Source organism: Agromyces sp. Marseille-Q5079 (assembly GCF_051016555.1).
Lineage (GTDB): Bacteria > Actinomycetota > Actinomycetes > Actinomycetales > Microbacteriaceae > Agromyces.
Genome location: NZ_JBPEJF010000001.1, coordinates 172,632 through 185,755 on the forward strand (window position 1 = coordinate 172,632; position 13,124 = coordinate 185,755).

A 13,124-nucleotide genomic window follows, 5' to 3' on the forward strand; every position below is an offset into this window, starting at 1 on the left:
GGCTCACTCCACCGTCACCGACTTGGCGAGGTTGCGCGGCTGGTCGACGTCGAGGCCCTTCGCCTGCGAGAGCTCCATGGCGAAGATCTGCAGCGGCACGACCGCGAGGAGCGGCTCGAAGAGGGGAGCCGCGAGCGGGATGCGGATCACCTCGTCGGCGAACGGCAGCACCGCGGCGTCGCCGGCCTCGGCGATCGCGATGACCCGCGCACCGCGCGCACGGATCTCCTGGATGTTGGAGACCACCTTCGGGTGCAGGCTGGCCGACCCGCGAGGACTCGGAACCACCACGAAGACGGGCTGGCCCGGCTCGATGAGCGCGATCGGACCGTGCTTCAGCTCGCCCGCAGCGAAGCCCTCGGCGTGGATGTACGCGAGCTCCTTGAGCTTCAACGCGCCCTCGAGGGCGATCGGGAACCCGACGTGGCGCCCGAGGAAGAGCACCGAACGGGTGTCGGCCATCCAGTGCGCGAGCTGCGCGACGCGTTCGGACTCCTCGAGGACCGTCACGATCTTCGCGGGGATCGCCTGCAGTTCGGCGAGGGCCTCGGTGAGCGCCTGCTCCGACAAGGTGCCGCGCACGCGCGCGAGGTGCAGTCCGAACAGGTAGAGCGCCGTGATCTGGGCGACGAACGCCTTCGTCGACGCGACCGCGACCTCGGGTCCGGCGTGCGTGTAGACGACCGCGTCGGACTCCCGCGGGATCGTCGCACCCTGCGTGTTGCAGATCGAGATCGTGCGCGCGCCCTGCTCCCGCGCGTACTTCACGGCCATGAGCGTGTCCATGGTCTCGCCGGACTGGCTGATCGAGAGCACCAGCGTGGTGTCGTCGATGACCGGCTCCCGGTACCGGAACTCGTGGCTGAGCTCCACCTCGACGGGCACGCGCGCCCACTGCTCGATCGCGTACTTCGCGACCTGGCCGGCGTAGGACGCCGTGCCGCACGCCACGATCGTGATGCGACGGATGCCACGCAGTTCCTCGTCGCCGAAGGACTCGAGCTCGGGGATGTGCACCTCGCCGTCGACGATGCGGCCGCGGATCGTGTTCGCGACGGCCTCGGGCTGCTCGGAGACCTCCTTGCGCATGAAGGAGCTCCAGCCGCCCTTCTCGGCGGCCGAGGCATCCCAGGCCACCTCGAACGGCTCGACCTCGACGGGGACGCCGTCGAAGTCGGTGACCTGGACCTCGTCGGCCGTGATCGAGACGATCTGGTCCTGGCCGATCGCCACGGCGCGCTTCGTGTACTCGACGAAGGCCGCGACATCCGAGCCGAAGAAGTTCTCGCCCTCGCCGAGGCCGATCACGAGCGGGGAGTTGCGACGGGCGCCGACAACGAGCCCGGGTGCGTCGCGGTGCACCGCGAGCAGGGTGAAGGCGCCCTCGAGGCGGGCGACGGTGAGGCGGAACGCCTCGCGCAGGTCGCCGGTGCGACGCACCTCACGGCCGAGGAGCACGGCGGCGACCTCGGTGTCGGTCTCGGATTCGAACGTGAAGCCCTCGGCCTCGAGCTCGTGCTTGAGCTCGGAGAAGTTCTCGATGATGCCGTTGTGGATGAGGGCGAGGCGGCCCTCGTCGCCGAGGTGCGGGTGCGCGTTGCGGTCGGTCGGCCCGCCGTGCGTGGCCCAGCGCGTGTGCCCGATGCCCGTGCGCCCCTCGTGCAGCGGGTGCGCCGCCAGTTCGTCGGCCAGCACCTTGAGCTTGCCGGCCCGCTTGGCGGTCTCGATCACGCCGTCGTCGTCGACGATCGCCACTCCCGCCGAGTCGTAGCCGCGATATTCGAGGCGCTTCAGGCCTCCCATGAGCACGTCGATGCTGCTGCGAGCACCCACGTATCCGACGATTCCACACATGGGGTCGATTCTACGTGGCCCGCGCTGTGCGCCCTCCGGCCGCCTCCCGTTCTCCGGGTGGCGAGCACCGCGACACTAGACTGTCGAGGTGCCGGATCCGCAGACCTCGTCGACTCCCGTCTCGCAGTTCTCGCCCTTTATCGAGCTCCCCCGTGCCGACTGGTCCGAGCTCGCCCCGTCCGTGCCCGCTCCGCTCAGCGAGACCGAGATCGTGCAGCTCCGAGGCCTCGGCGAACCGCTCGACATGCGCGAGCTCGCCGAGGTGTACCTGCCCCTCAGCCGGCTGCTGAACCTCTACGTGGGCGGCACGAAGGCCCTCCGCAGCGCGACCGGCGAGTTCCTCCGCGAGCGTGTCGAGTCCACGCCGTTCGTCATCGGCGTCGCGGGCTCGGTCGCCGTCGGCAAGTCGACCATCGCCCGAGTCCTGCGCGAACTGCTCGCCCGGTGGGAGCACACGCCGCGGGTCGAACTCATCACCACCGACGGGTTCCTCTTCCCGAACGCGGAGCTCGAACGTCGGGGGCTCATGACGCGCAAGGGCTTCCCCGAGTCCTACAACCGTCGCGCACTCCTCCGATTCGTGAGCGAGATCAAGGCGGGCGCGCCCGAGGTGCGGGCCCCGTTCTACTCCCACCTCGCGTACGACATCGTGCCGGATGCCGCCGTGACCGTGCGGCGACCCGACGTGCTCATCGTCGAGGGGCTCAACGTGCTGCAGCCACCCGGACCGGGCCACCGCCTCGCCGTGAGCGACCTCTTCGACTTCTCGATCTACGTCGACGCGCGCACGAGCGACATCGCCCGCTGGTACGAGGAGCGGTTCCTGAAGCTGCAGCGCGGCGCCTTCGCGAACCCGCGCTCCTACTTCCACCGGTACGCCAGCCTCACCGAAGACGAGGCCCGCGCACGGGCGAGCGAGATCTGGCGGTCGATCAACGAGCCGAACCTGCTCCAGAACATCCGCCCGACCAGGTCGCGCGCCTCGCTCGTGCTGCGCAAGAGCGCCGACCACTCGGTGTCGACCGTGCTGCTCCGCAAGCTCTGATCGGGCCGCGCGACTGCTCGCGGCATCCGCCGGTACGTGCGCCCCGGCCGACTCCGACATCGGAGCGGACGCGACGGATGGATCAGGCCGGCAGTGCCAGTCGGGCCTTCACGACCTCGGCGAGGGATGCCGCGTGGCGTTCGGCGTCCTCCTGGCTGAGCGCCTCGACCATGACGCGAACCATCGGCTCGGTGCCCGACGGACGGAGCAGCACTCGGCCGCCGTCGCCGAGCTCGGCCTCGACCGCGGCGACGGCGGCGGCGATCGCCTCGTCGCCGGCCATGGCGTGGTGGTCGACGCCGCGCACGTTGACGAGTACCTGCGGGTACACGGTCATGACCTTCGCGAGTTCGGCCAGCGACTTGCCGGTTCGCGCCATCTCGGCGACCAGGTGGAGGCCGGTGAGCACGCCGTCGCCCGTCGTCGCGTGCTCGCTCATGATGACGTGGCCCGACTGTTCGCCCCCAAGTGCGAGGTTCTCGGCCGCGAGCGCCTCGAGCACGTAGCGGTCGCCGACCTTCGTCTCGACGACGCGGATGCCGCGCTCGGCCATCGCCCGGCGCAGGCCGAGGTTGGACATCACGGTGACGACCAGGGTGTCGTCGGTGAGGGCGCCGCGGTCGTGCATCGCCACCGCGAGGATGGCCATGATCATGTCGCCGTCGACGATGTTGCCGTCGGCGTCGACGGCGAGGCAGCGATCTGCATCGCCGTCGTGCGCGATGCCCACGTCGGCGCCGTGCTCGAGCACGGCCCTGGAGAGCTGGTCGAGGTGGGTCGAGCCCACCCCGTCGTTGATGTTCATGCCATCGGGATCAGCACCGATCACGGTGACCTTCGCGCCGGCATCGCGGAACGTCTCGGGCGAGACGCCCGCCGCCGCGCCGTGGGCGCAGTCGAGCACGACGTGGATGCCGTCGAGGCGGTTCGGCAGCGTGCCGAGCAGGTGGACGACGTAGCGGTCCTCGGCATCGGCGAAGCGCCGGATGCGGCCCACCCCGCCGCCGATGGGAGCGAGCTTCTGCTTGCCGAGGAAGGACTCGATGCGGTCCTCGACCTCGTCGGGGAGCTTCGTGCCGCCGAACGAGAAGAACTTGATGCCGTTGTCGGGCGCGGGATTGTGCGACGCGGAGATCATGACCCCGAAGTCGGCCCCGATCGAATCGATCAGGAATGCCGTCGCGGGCGTCGGGATGACACCGGCATCGAGCACGTCGACGCCGGAGCTCGCGAGGCCTGCTGAGACGGCAGCGGTGAGGAATTCACCGGAGACGCGCGGATCGCGCGCCACGACCGCGACGGGACGACGTCCCGCGGCGCGGAGTTCATCGGCGTGCCGCCCCTGCGTGAGGACGGCGGCAGCCGCCTGGGCGAGGCCCAGGGCCAGGTCAGCCGTGAGTTCACGGTTGGCCAGGCCCCGGACCCCGTCAGTTCCGAAGAGCCGAGGCATTCGGAGAACCGGAGACCCGGATCAGCGCTTCGAGAACTGAGGTGCCTTGCGGGCCTTCTTGAGACCGGCCTTCTTGCGCTCGATGACGCGGGCGTCACGGGTGAGGAAGCCGGCCTTCTTCAGGGCGGGACGGTTGTTCTCGCGGTCGATCTCGTTCAGCGCACGCGCGATCGCGAGGCGCAGAGCGCCGGCCTGGCCCGAGGGGCCGCCGCCGGTGATCTTGCCGATCACGTCGTACGAGCCCGTGAGCTCGAGCACCGTGAAGGGGTCGGTGATCAGCTGCTGGTGCAGCTTGTTCGGGAAGTAGGCGGCGAACTCACGGCCGTTGACCGTGATGTTGCCTGCGCCCGGAACCACGCGCACGCGCGCGATGGCCTGCTTGCGACGGCCGACGGCTGCGCCGGACACGTTGAGCACGGGACGGGGGGTGGTGGGAGCAGCCGCGGGGGTGCTCTCAGTCGTGTAGCTCTCAGGAGCCGCGTCGAGCTGGTCTGCGATCTTCGCCATGGTGGTGTGAATCCTTTTCGAGAACGTCGAGGGCGCCGGAACTACTGCGCGACCTGGGTGAGGGTGTACGGCTTGGGCTGCTGAGCGGCGTGGGGGTGCTCCGCGCCCGCGTAGACCTTCAGCTTCTTGATCTGGGCGCGCCCGAGCGAGTTCTTCGGGAGCATGCCGCGGATCGCCTTCTCGACGGCGCGGACGGGGTTCTTCTCGAGGAGCTCGGCGTAGCCGACGGCCTTCAGGCCGCCCGGGTAGCCCGAGTGGCGGTAGGCCTTCTTCTGCTCGAGCTTCTGGCCGGTGAGGGCCACCTTCTCGGCGTTGACGATGATGACGAAGTCACCGGTGTCCATGTGGTTCGCGAAGGTCGGCTTGTGCTTGCCGCGCAGCAGGGCTGCGGTGTGGCTCGCGAGACGACCGAGAACGATGTCGGTGGCGTCGATGACGACCCAGTCGTGCTGGATCTCATTCGCCTTGGGGGTGTACGTGCGCGTCACAGTAGTGCTGCTTTCTGATCGAGTGAGGGGTTCGTGAATCCCACTCCGATGGGCGTTCCCCCGCGATGCGGACGAGCGACCCGGTGGAGGGCTCAACTTCGGGTATCGACGCAGATGGCGATACCAAAGAGACAGCCTAGCCGACGACCCCATCCACGCGCAATTCGCGACGCGCCCTCGTCTGCCTTGCACGGGCTTCGAGCTCATCGGCGCCCGGATATCCGACCTCGGTCAGCACCAGCCCCTTCGCCGGCATGACCTTGAACGCACTGGTGCGCTCGGCCGCCCGCATGAGCACGACCGGGTCGGATGTCTCGAGCCGGCCCTCCCCCACTGCGACGCAGGCCCCGATGAGCGCACGCACCATGGAGTGGCAGAACGCGTCGGCCTGCAGGGATGCGACGAGCACGCCGTCTGCGTCCCGGCGCCAGCGGTACACCTGCAGCGTGCGGATGGTCGTCGCGCCCTCGCGCGGCTTGCAGTATGCGGCGAAGTCGTGCAGGCCGAGCAGCGAGCCCGCCGCGGCGTCCATCGCCTCGACGTCGAGGCGCCGCGGATACGAGACGGTGTTGCGGCGAACGAGCGGATCGTGCCCGGCCGACGCATCGGCCACCCGGTACTCGTAGCGGCGCCAGACCGCCGAGAAGCGGGCGTCGAATCCATCGGGCGCGATCGACGCGCGCGCGATCACCACGTCGGAGTCGGCACCGAGGATGCCGGTGAGCCGGCGCACGAGCACGGCGGCCGGATCGCGAGCCTCCTCGCGGTGGCCACGTCGCCGTGAGGTCACCGATGCGAGCGCCGCGGCCGACACGTCGAGATGCGCGACCTGACCCCGCGCGTGAACGCCTGCGTCGGTGCGGCCCGCGACCGTCAGCCGCGGCCGCTCGCCCGCCCGGCGGAACAGCGTCGCCAGCGCGTCCTCGATGACGCCCTGCACGGTGCGCAGGCGCGGCTGCCGGCTCCAGCCCGAGAAGTCGGTGCCGTCGTATGCGACGTCGAGCCTGATGCGCACGGCGGATGCCCCGGGGCCGACGTCGGCCGCCGGCACCTCGGACTCATCGATCGCACTCATGCGTACAAGCCTAGGACGCCGCGGGCCGCGCTTTCGGCACGGCGGATCCGCTCGGCTGCGGCGCCCCGTCGCCGGAGCACCGCGCTACACCGCGCGGGCGGAGGCCGCCGCCGCCGACTCGATCTCGCCCGCGCGGGCACCAGGCGAGCGGGCTCCGGGCCCGCCGACGATGAGGGCGACGACTGCGAGGGTCACGAGTGACCAGCCCGCGAGGCCGTGCTGCCACGGAACGTAGCCGAGCGTCAGGAACACCCCGACGCCGACCACCGCGCAGGTCGTCCACAGGATGACGGCCGCGAGCGGGGTACGACGCTCGACGGGCTTCGGCCACCTCGACTCGACCCTCGGCACGACGAGGCAGCAGCCGGCGACGACGAGCGCGATCGCGAGGATCCACGTCGGGCGGGTCGCCCACCACTCGGGCGACAGCACGGGCGGGAACGGGAGCCCGAGCAACAGCTGGCCACCGGTGACGACCGCCATCGCGAACGTGTGCCAGAGGTAGATCACCATGCCGTACACGCCGAACACGATCACGACCCCGAGCACCGCACGCCGCTCGACGAGGCGCCGGATCGCGGGCTGCAGCAGCGCGAACAGGCAGGCCTGGCCGAGCGCCAGGGCGAGAATGGCCACGCTCGGCGGATTGAGGTTGTCGAGCATGTCGTGCGAGTAGCCGAACACGCCGACCAGCAACCCGATGAACCCGTAGGCGAAGGCGGCGACGGCGACGAGGAGCCACGGCGATCGCCGTGAGAACCAGCCGTCGCGCAGGCCGAAGCCGAGCTGCTGGGCGAAGAGCCAGACGAAGATCCAGTTGAGCGCCCCGAGCGGCAGATCGAACCCCCGCGACAGGATGTCGACGAGCACCGCTGCAGCCGCGAGACCGAGGTACGTCGCCCAGGGCGCATGCCGGTGGAGCCACGACATCGCCGGGACCGCAGCGGTGCAGATGAGGTAGACCGGAATGAACCAGAGCGGCTCGGCGAGCCGGAACGCGAAGCTCTGCACGAACCCGGCGTCGACCCCGCACGCGAGCATCAGCGCCAGCACCGCGCCGACGGCCGCCGTGAGGGCGACGACCGGCTGCGCGAGTCGCACCGCACGCACCCTGAGGTAGTGCGCGACCGTCTCACCGTGGCCGCGGAGGCGGCGCCACTGCGTGATCGACGCGAACCCGCCGCAGATGAAGAAGACGGGCATGATCATGAGCGGCCACGTCGCCCAGGCCAGCGGCTCGAACCCCGCGAGGGCGTTGAAGGCGCGAAGCGGATCGCCCCCGATTCCCATCTGCAGCGCGTGCAGGAGCACCACGACCGGGAGGCAGAGCGCCCGCGCGAAGTCGATCGAGAGATCGCGGTCTTCGGGGATTCTCACCTGTGTTCGCAACTGCGCGCACCCTTCACCTCGACGGGCGGATGCGCCCGAACCGAGCCTGATTCTGGCACAGATGCGCAACGGACCCCGTCCGCTGTGGACAAGGCCGCGTCCGGCGCGGTCGGACGCCGTACCGCTGCCGCGCCGGGGACGAGAACGGGCCCCGGTGCAGTGCACCGGGGCCCGTTCTCATGCGGGTCGACTACTTGGCGTCGGCCGACTCCTCGTCGGCAGCAGCCTCGGTCTCGACGGTCTCGTCGGCGGCCTCGGTGGTCTCCTCGGCCTCGACCACGGGCTCCTCGGCGGGAGCCTCGTCGGCGACCGGCGCGGCAGCCGGCTTGGCGGCGCGCACCTTCGGCGTCACGGGCTCGAGGACGAGCTCGATGACGGCCATGGGAGCGTTGTCGCCCTTGCGGTTGCCGATCTTCGTGATGCGGGTGTAGCCACCCTCACGGTCGGCGACCTGGGGAGCGATCACGGTGAAGAGCTCGTGGACGACGGCCTTGTCGCCGATCACGGCGAGGACGCGACGACGGGCGTGCAGGTCGCCGCGCTTGGCGAACGTGATGAGACGCTCGGCGAGCGGACGAAGGCGCTTCGCCTTGGTCTCGGTCGTGGTGATCGACTTGTGCGTGTACAGCGCAGCCGCGAGGTTTGCGAGCATGAGCCGCTCGTGCGAAGGTCCGCCGCCGAGGCGGGGGCCCTTGGTGGGCTTCGGCATGGTTCGTTATCTCCAGTATTCGGGGGTGAGTGCGACGGGCGCGGTCGACTAGTTCTCTTCTTCGAAGCCCGTGTAGAAGTGGGCGCCGTCGAAACCGGGAACCGAGTCCTTCAGCGAAAGACCCATCTCGGTGAGCTTGTCCTTGACCTCATCCACCGACTTCTGGCCGAAGTTGCGGATGTTCATGAGCTGCGACTCCGAGAGGGCGACGAGCTCGGACACCGTGTTGATGCCCTCGCGCTTGAGGCAGTTGTAGCTGCGCACCGAGAGGTCGAGGTCTTCGATCGGGATCGAGAGCTCGCTCGAGAGCACGGCGTCGACCGGCGCGGGGCCGATCTCGATGCCCTCTGCGGCGACGTTGAGCTCGCGGGCGAGGCCGAACAGCTCGGTGAGCGTGCGACCAGCCGACGCGATCGCGTCGCGCGGGCTGATGGCCGGCTTGGACTCGACGTCGACCACGAGGCGGTCGAAGTCGGTGCGCTCACCGGCACGGGTGGCCTCGACGCGGTACGTGACCTTGAGGACCGGCGAGTAGATCGAGTCGACCGGGATCTGGCCGGCCTCGGAGTACTCGTTGCGGTTCTGGCTGGCCGAGACGTAGCCGCGGCCGCGCTCGATGGTGAGCTCCAGCTCGAACTTCGCCGACTCGTTGAGCGTGGCGATGACGAGCTCGGGGTTGTGCACCTCGACGCCAGCCGGAGCCGAGATGTCGGCTGCGGTGACCTCGCCGGCACCCTGCTTGCGCAGGTACGCCGTGATGGGCTCGTCGTGCTCGCTCGAGACGACCAGGTTCTTGATGTTCAGGATGATCTCGGTGACGTCTTCACGCACACCGGGAACGGTCGAGAACTCGTGGAGCACGCCGTCGATGCGGATGCTCGTGACGGCCGCGCCCGGGATGGACGAGAGGAGCGTACGCCGGAGCGAGTTGCCCAGGGTGTAACCGAAGCCCGGCTCGAGGGGCTCGATCACGAAACGCGAACGGAACTCCGAGATGTTCTCTTCGGTGAGCGTCGGGCGCTGTGCGATCAGCACTGTGGATTCCTTTCGGCAGGGTGTCCGCTATATGACACCTGCGAGTTCGAGGATCTTGAGTTGTGAGAGAACTGGTCCGCCGGTCGAGCAGGCCCGGCAGGGCCGTATCGGGACTCGCGGATGCCGCGGGGACCCGATACGAGCGCTGCGCGCCCTGCTCGACCAGCGTGAGTGGGACTAGACGCGGCGACGCTTCGGCGGGCGGCATCCGTTGTGAGCCTGGGGCGTCACGTCGTTGATGCTGCCGACCTCGAGGCCAGCGGCCTGAAGCGAGCGGATCGCGGTCTCACGGCCCGAGCCGGGGCCCTTGACGAAGACGTCGACCTTCTTCATGCCGTGCTCCTGCGCCTGACGCGCGGCCGACTCGGCGGCGAGCTGAGCGGCGAACGGGGTCGACTTGCGCGAACCCTTGAAGCCGACGCCACCGGACGAAGCCCAGCTGATGACCGCACCGGTGGTGTCGGTGATCGAGACGATCGTGTTGTTGAACGTCGACTTGATGTGGGCCTGGCCCACGGCGATGTTCTTCTTTTCCTTCTTGCGCGGCTTGCGAGTAGCCGCCTTGGATGCTGCCATGTGTGAAATCTCCTAGATCTGGCGACGAGCGGTTACTTGCGGCCGGGCTTCTTCTTGCCGGCGACGGTGCGCTTCGGGCCCTTGCGGGTACGAGCGTTGGTCTTGGTGCGCTGACCGCGGACCGGGAGGCCACGACGGTGGCGGATGCCCTCGTACGAGCCGATCTCGACCTTGCGGCGGATGTCGGCGGCAACCTCGCGGCGAAGATCGCCCTCGACCTTGTAGTTGCCCTCGATGTAGTCGCGCAGCGCGACGAGCTGGTCGTCGCTGAGGTCCTTGACGCGGATGTTGCCGTCGATGCCGGTGTCCGCGAGCGTCTTCAGCGCGCGAGTGCGGCCGACGCCGTAGATGTAGGTAAGTGCGATCTCCACGCGCTTTTCGCGCGGGATGTCGACTCCTGCAAGACGTGCCATGGGTGGCTTCTCCTGTTTTCGAAGTGGAGGTGTGGAGCAACACCGGTGCCCGGGCCTCCGCCCCGAGGTGTCCCCGCCTCATCCACTGGATGAGGCGGTTCTGGTGTTGCCGATATGCGATGTTCAGTTATGGGGGACGAGTCGCACCCGAGGGGCGGCCCGAAGTCTTCTGACTAGCCCTGGCGCTGCTTGTGGCGCGGGTTCTCGCAGATCACCATGACGTTGCCGTGGCGGCGGATGACCTTGCACTTGTCGCAGATGGGCTTGACGGAGGGGTTGACCTTCATGAGTGTTTCCTTGATTTCGCTGTCTTCGTGCCCGCGGGGTGCCTCGGGCCGTTACTTTCCAGCAGCGCTTACTTGTAGCGGTAGACGATGCGTCCGCGCGTCAGGTCGTAGGGGCTCAGCTCCACGATCACGCGGTCCTCGGGGAGGATTCGGATGTAGTGCTGGCGCATCTTCCCTGAGATGTGTGCGAGTACCTTGTGTCCGTTCGTCAGCTCGACCCGGAACATTGCGTTCGGGAGAGCCTCGACGACCGAGCCTTCGATCTCGATGACGCCGTCTTTCTTGGCCATAGCCTCACTATCGCTTGGAGTTTGGGATGCTGGTCGTGCGATGATGCTTCGAAGCGAATGCCGGGCCGCCAGACGAGTCGTCGGGCATGCCAAGGCACACGTGCAGAGCACCAAGGGTCAACTCTAGGTCATTCCGGGCGATTAAGCCAGTCGAGCACGGTCGCCCCTCCGCGTGCGACGCTCACGCCGGAACGCGAAGGCACCGGGCGCGGTCGGCTGCGCTCACCGGCGGCGTCATTCCGCCGTGTGGATCGCCGCGGCTTCGGCCTCGGCGGCGGCGCGGGCCTCGTCGGCGCCCTCGGCCGCGAGGGCGACGCGGGCCAGTCGTTCGGCATCGGCACGGCCGAACTCCGCGAGCGAGGCGCGAACGTCGGCGAGAGCGGACGGCGACATCGAGAGGCTCGTGGCGCCGAGCCCCACGAGCACCACCGCGAGCAGCGGGTCGGCGGCGGCCTCGCCGCAGATGCCGACGGGCTTGCCGAGCGCGGCTCCAGCGGCGCCGACCTCTCCGACCAGTCGCAGCACGGCCGGATGCCACGGGTCCTGCAGGTGCGCGACCGAGCCGAGCAGCCGGTCGGCGGCCATCGTGTACTGTGCCAGGTCGTTCGTGCCGATCGACGCGAAGTCGGCCACCGAGAGGATGCGGTCCGCGGTCAGCGCGGCGGCGGGCGTCTCGACCATGACTCCGGCGGTCCGGATGCCGAGCTCCCGCGCCAGCGCGGTGAAGTACCGCGTCTCGTCGACCGTGGCCACCATGGGCGCCATGACCTCGAGAACGGCGTCGGTCGCGGCATCCGCCCTCGCCAGTGCCGTGAGCTGGTCGCGCAGGACCTGCTCCGATGCGCGCAGCGACCGGATGCCGCGGAGTCCGAGGGCGGGGTTCGGCTCGTCCTGCGTGTCCAGGAACGCCAACGGCTTGTCGGCGCCGGCGTCCAGCACGCGGACGACCACATTGCGCCCCGGGAACGCCGCGAGCAGGCGCGTGTACTGCTCCTGCTGGGCCTGGACGGACGGCGCCTCGTCGGCCTCGAGGAAGAGGAACTCGGTCCGGAAGAGGCCGACCCCCTCGGCGCCACGCCGCAGGGCGTCGTCGAGCCCGTCGGTCGAGCCGAGGTTCGCGAGCAGCGGCACCGGCGTCCCGTCGGCGAGGGCGCCCGGCTGCACCGGCGCCTCGGCCAGGGCCGCCCGTTCCGCGATGCGCGCCGTCGCGGCGGCGAGTTCGTCGGCCGTCGGCTCGAGCGTGACCGTCCCGTGCGCCGCGTCGACGATGACATCCGCACCGTCTTGGAGCGTGAGCGCCTCGGGGGCGCCGACGACCGCGACGAGCCCCTTCTCACGGGCGATGATCGCCGTGTGCGAGGTGGGGCCGCCCTCACCGGCCACGAGCGCGAGCACCTGCTCGGGATCGAGCGTCGCCGCATCCGCCGGCGAGAGGTCGCGGGCGACCAGCACGAACGGATGCCCCGGATCGGGCACGCCGGGCGTCGGCACGCCGGCGAGGCTCGCCCTGACCCGCTGGGAGACGTCGTCGACGTCGGCCGCACGTTCGGCGAGATAGCCGCCGAGGCCGACCAGGAGTTCGCGATAGCCGGCGAGGCCCTCGAACACGGCGCGCTCGGCCGTGGCGCCCTCGCCGATGCGCTCGACGACCTGACCGACGAGCGTCGGATCCTTCGCCATGAGCGCCTGCGCCTCGAGGATCTGCTTCGCGGGGCCGCCCGCGGCGTCGCCGCGTTCCTCGAGGTCCGCCGCGACACGGGCGAGCGCCTGGTTCGCCCGGTCGATCTCGGCATCGACGCCGAGGGTGCTCCGCCGGTCCTCGGGCTCCGGAAGCGGGTCCGCCATTCGGGCCACCGTGCCGACCGCGACTCCCCCGCCGATGCCCGTACCCCTGATCAGCATCCGTCGTCCTCCCCGTCGTGCCGCTCGGAGCGGTCTCGAGTGCTCCGCGTCGACTCCCCCGCGTTTCACCCTAGTCCTCGCACGGAACTCGCGCTTCGGGGCGG

The 13,124-nt window shown here is 69.7% G+C and carries 14 protein-coding genes; 1 reads left to right on the forward strand and 13 read right to left on the reverse strand.

Annotated elements, in window-relative coordinates; genetic code table 11:
• Nucleotides 1-3: 3 nt before the first annotated feature.
• A complete protein-coding gene (gene glmS, locus ACR3IO_RS00785; RefSeq protein WP_434069274.1) occupies nucleotides 4-1,854 on the reverse strand; it encodes a glutamine--fructose-6-phosphate transaminase (isomerizing) in 1,851 nt (616 codons plus the stop codon).
• Nucleotides 1,855-1,942: 88 nt separating this feature from the next.
• On the opposite strand from glmS, the gene coaA reads away from it, so the two are divergent.
• Nucleotides 1,943-2,899, forward strand: coding sequence for a type I pantothenate kinase (coaA, locus tag ACR3IO_RS00790; protein WP_434069275.1), 957 nt, complete (start codon nucleotides 1,943-1,945; stop codon nucleotides 2,897-2,899).
• Between the two features lie 82 nt (nucleotides 2,900-2,981).
• Here coaA and glmM read toward each other — a convergent pair whose 3' ends face one another.
• From glmM to ptsP, 12 genes are all read right to left on the reverse strand, one after another.
• Nucleotides 2,982-4,349, reverse strand: a complete 1,368-nt coding sequence (gene glmM / locus ACR3IO_RS00795; RefSeq protein WP_434069276.1) for a phosphoglucosamine mutase — start codon at nucleotides 4,347-4,349, stop codon at nucleotides 2,982-2,984.
• Between the two features lie 21 nt (nucleotides 4,350-4,370).
• Nucleotides 4,371-4,856: a 30S ribosomal protein S9 gene (rpsI, locus tag ACR3IO_RS00800; RefSeq protein ID WP_434069277.1), complete on the reverse strand. Its 486-nt coding sequence runs from the start codon at nucleotides 4,854-4,856 to the stop codon at nucleotides 4,371-4,373.
• Between the two features lie 41 nt (nucleotides 4,857-4,897).
• Nucleotides 4,898-5,344 carry a 50S ribosomal protein L13 gene (rplM, locus tag ACR3IO_RS00805; RefSeq protein WP_156999971.1) on the reverse strand — a complete coding sequence of 149 codons (447 nt, stop codon included), beginning with the start codon at nucleotides 5,342-5,344 and terminating at the stop codon, nucleotides 4,898-4,900.
• 136 nt (nucleotides 5,345-5,480) lie between these two features.
• On the reverse strand, nucleotides 5,481-6,419 hold the full coding sequence (locus tag ACR3IO_RS00810; protein WP_434069278.1) for a tRNA pseudouridine synthase A: 939 nt from the start codon (nucleotides 6,417-6,419) through the stop codon (nucleotides 5,481-5,483).
• An 84-nt stretch (nucleotides 6,420-6,503) separates the two neighbouring features.
• A complete protein-coding gene (locus tag ACR3IO_RS00815; RefSeq protein WP_434069279.1) occupies nucleotides 6,504-7,796 on the reverse strand; it encodes an acyltransferase family protein in 1,293 nt (430 codons plus the stop codon).
• A gap of 202 nt (nucleotides 7,797-7,998) precedes the next feature.
• Complete coding sequence (gene rplQ, locus ACR3IO_RS00820; protein WP_434069280.1) at nucleotides 7,999-8,517, reverse strand: 50S ribosomal protein L17; 519 nt, start codon at nucleotides 8,515-8,517, stop codon at nucleotides 7,999-8,001.
• A 48-nt stretch (nucleotides 8,518-8,565) separates the two neighbouring features.
• Nucleotides 8,566-9,552, reverse strand: a complete 987-nt coding sequence (locus ACR3IO_RS00825) for a DNA-directed RNA polymerase subunit alpha (RefSeq protein WP_055860115.1) — start codon at nucleotides 9,550-9,552, stop codon at nucleotides 8,566-8,568.
• A gap of 177 nt (nucleotides 9,553-9,729) precedes the next feature.
• Nucleotides 9,730-10,128, reverse strand: a complete 399-nt coding sequence (rpsK, locus tag ACR3IO_RS00830) for a 30S ribosomal protein S11 (protein WP_156999966.1) — start codon at nucleotides 10,126-10,128, stop codon at nucleotides 9,730-9,732.
• 32 nt (nucleotides 10,129-10,160) lie between these two features.
• Nucleotides 10,161-10,541 (reverse strand): 30S ribosomal protein S13, encoded by a 381-nt coding sequence (gene rpsM / locus ACR3IO_RS00835; RefSeq protein ID WP_156999964.1) that lies wholly within the window; start codon nucleotides 10,539-10,541, stop codon nucleotides 10,161-10,163.
• A gap of 173 nt (nucleotides 10,542-10,714) precedes the next feature.
• On the reverse strand, nucleotides 10,715-10,828 hold the full coding sequence (gene rpmJ / locus ACR3IO_RS00840) for a 50S ribosomal protein L36 (RefSeq protein ID WP_047561540.1): 114 nt from the start codon (nucleotides 10,826-10,828) through the stop codon (nucleotides 10,715-10,717).
• Nucleotides 10,829-10,896: 68 nt separating this feature from the next.
• Nucleotides 10,897-11,118, reverse strand: a complete 222-nt coding sequence (infA, locus tag ACR3IO_RS00845; protein WP_021759551.1) for a translation initiation factor IF-1 — start codon at nucleotides 11,116-11,118, stop codon at nucleotides 10,897-10,899.
• A 234-nt stretch (nucleotides 11,119-11,352) separates the two neighbouring features.
• Nucleotides 11,353-13,020, reverse strand: a complete 1,668-nt coding sequence (gene ptsP / locus ACR3IO_RS00850) for a phosphoenolpyruvate--protein phosphotransferase (protein ID WP_434069281.1) — start codon at nucleotides 13,018-13,020, stop codon at nucleotides 11,353-11,355.
• Nucleotides 13,021-13,124: the final 104 nt, after the last annotated feature.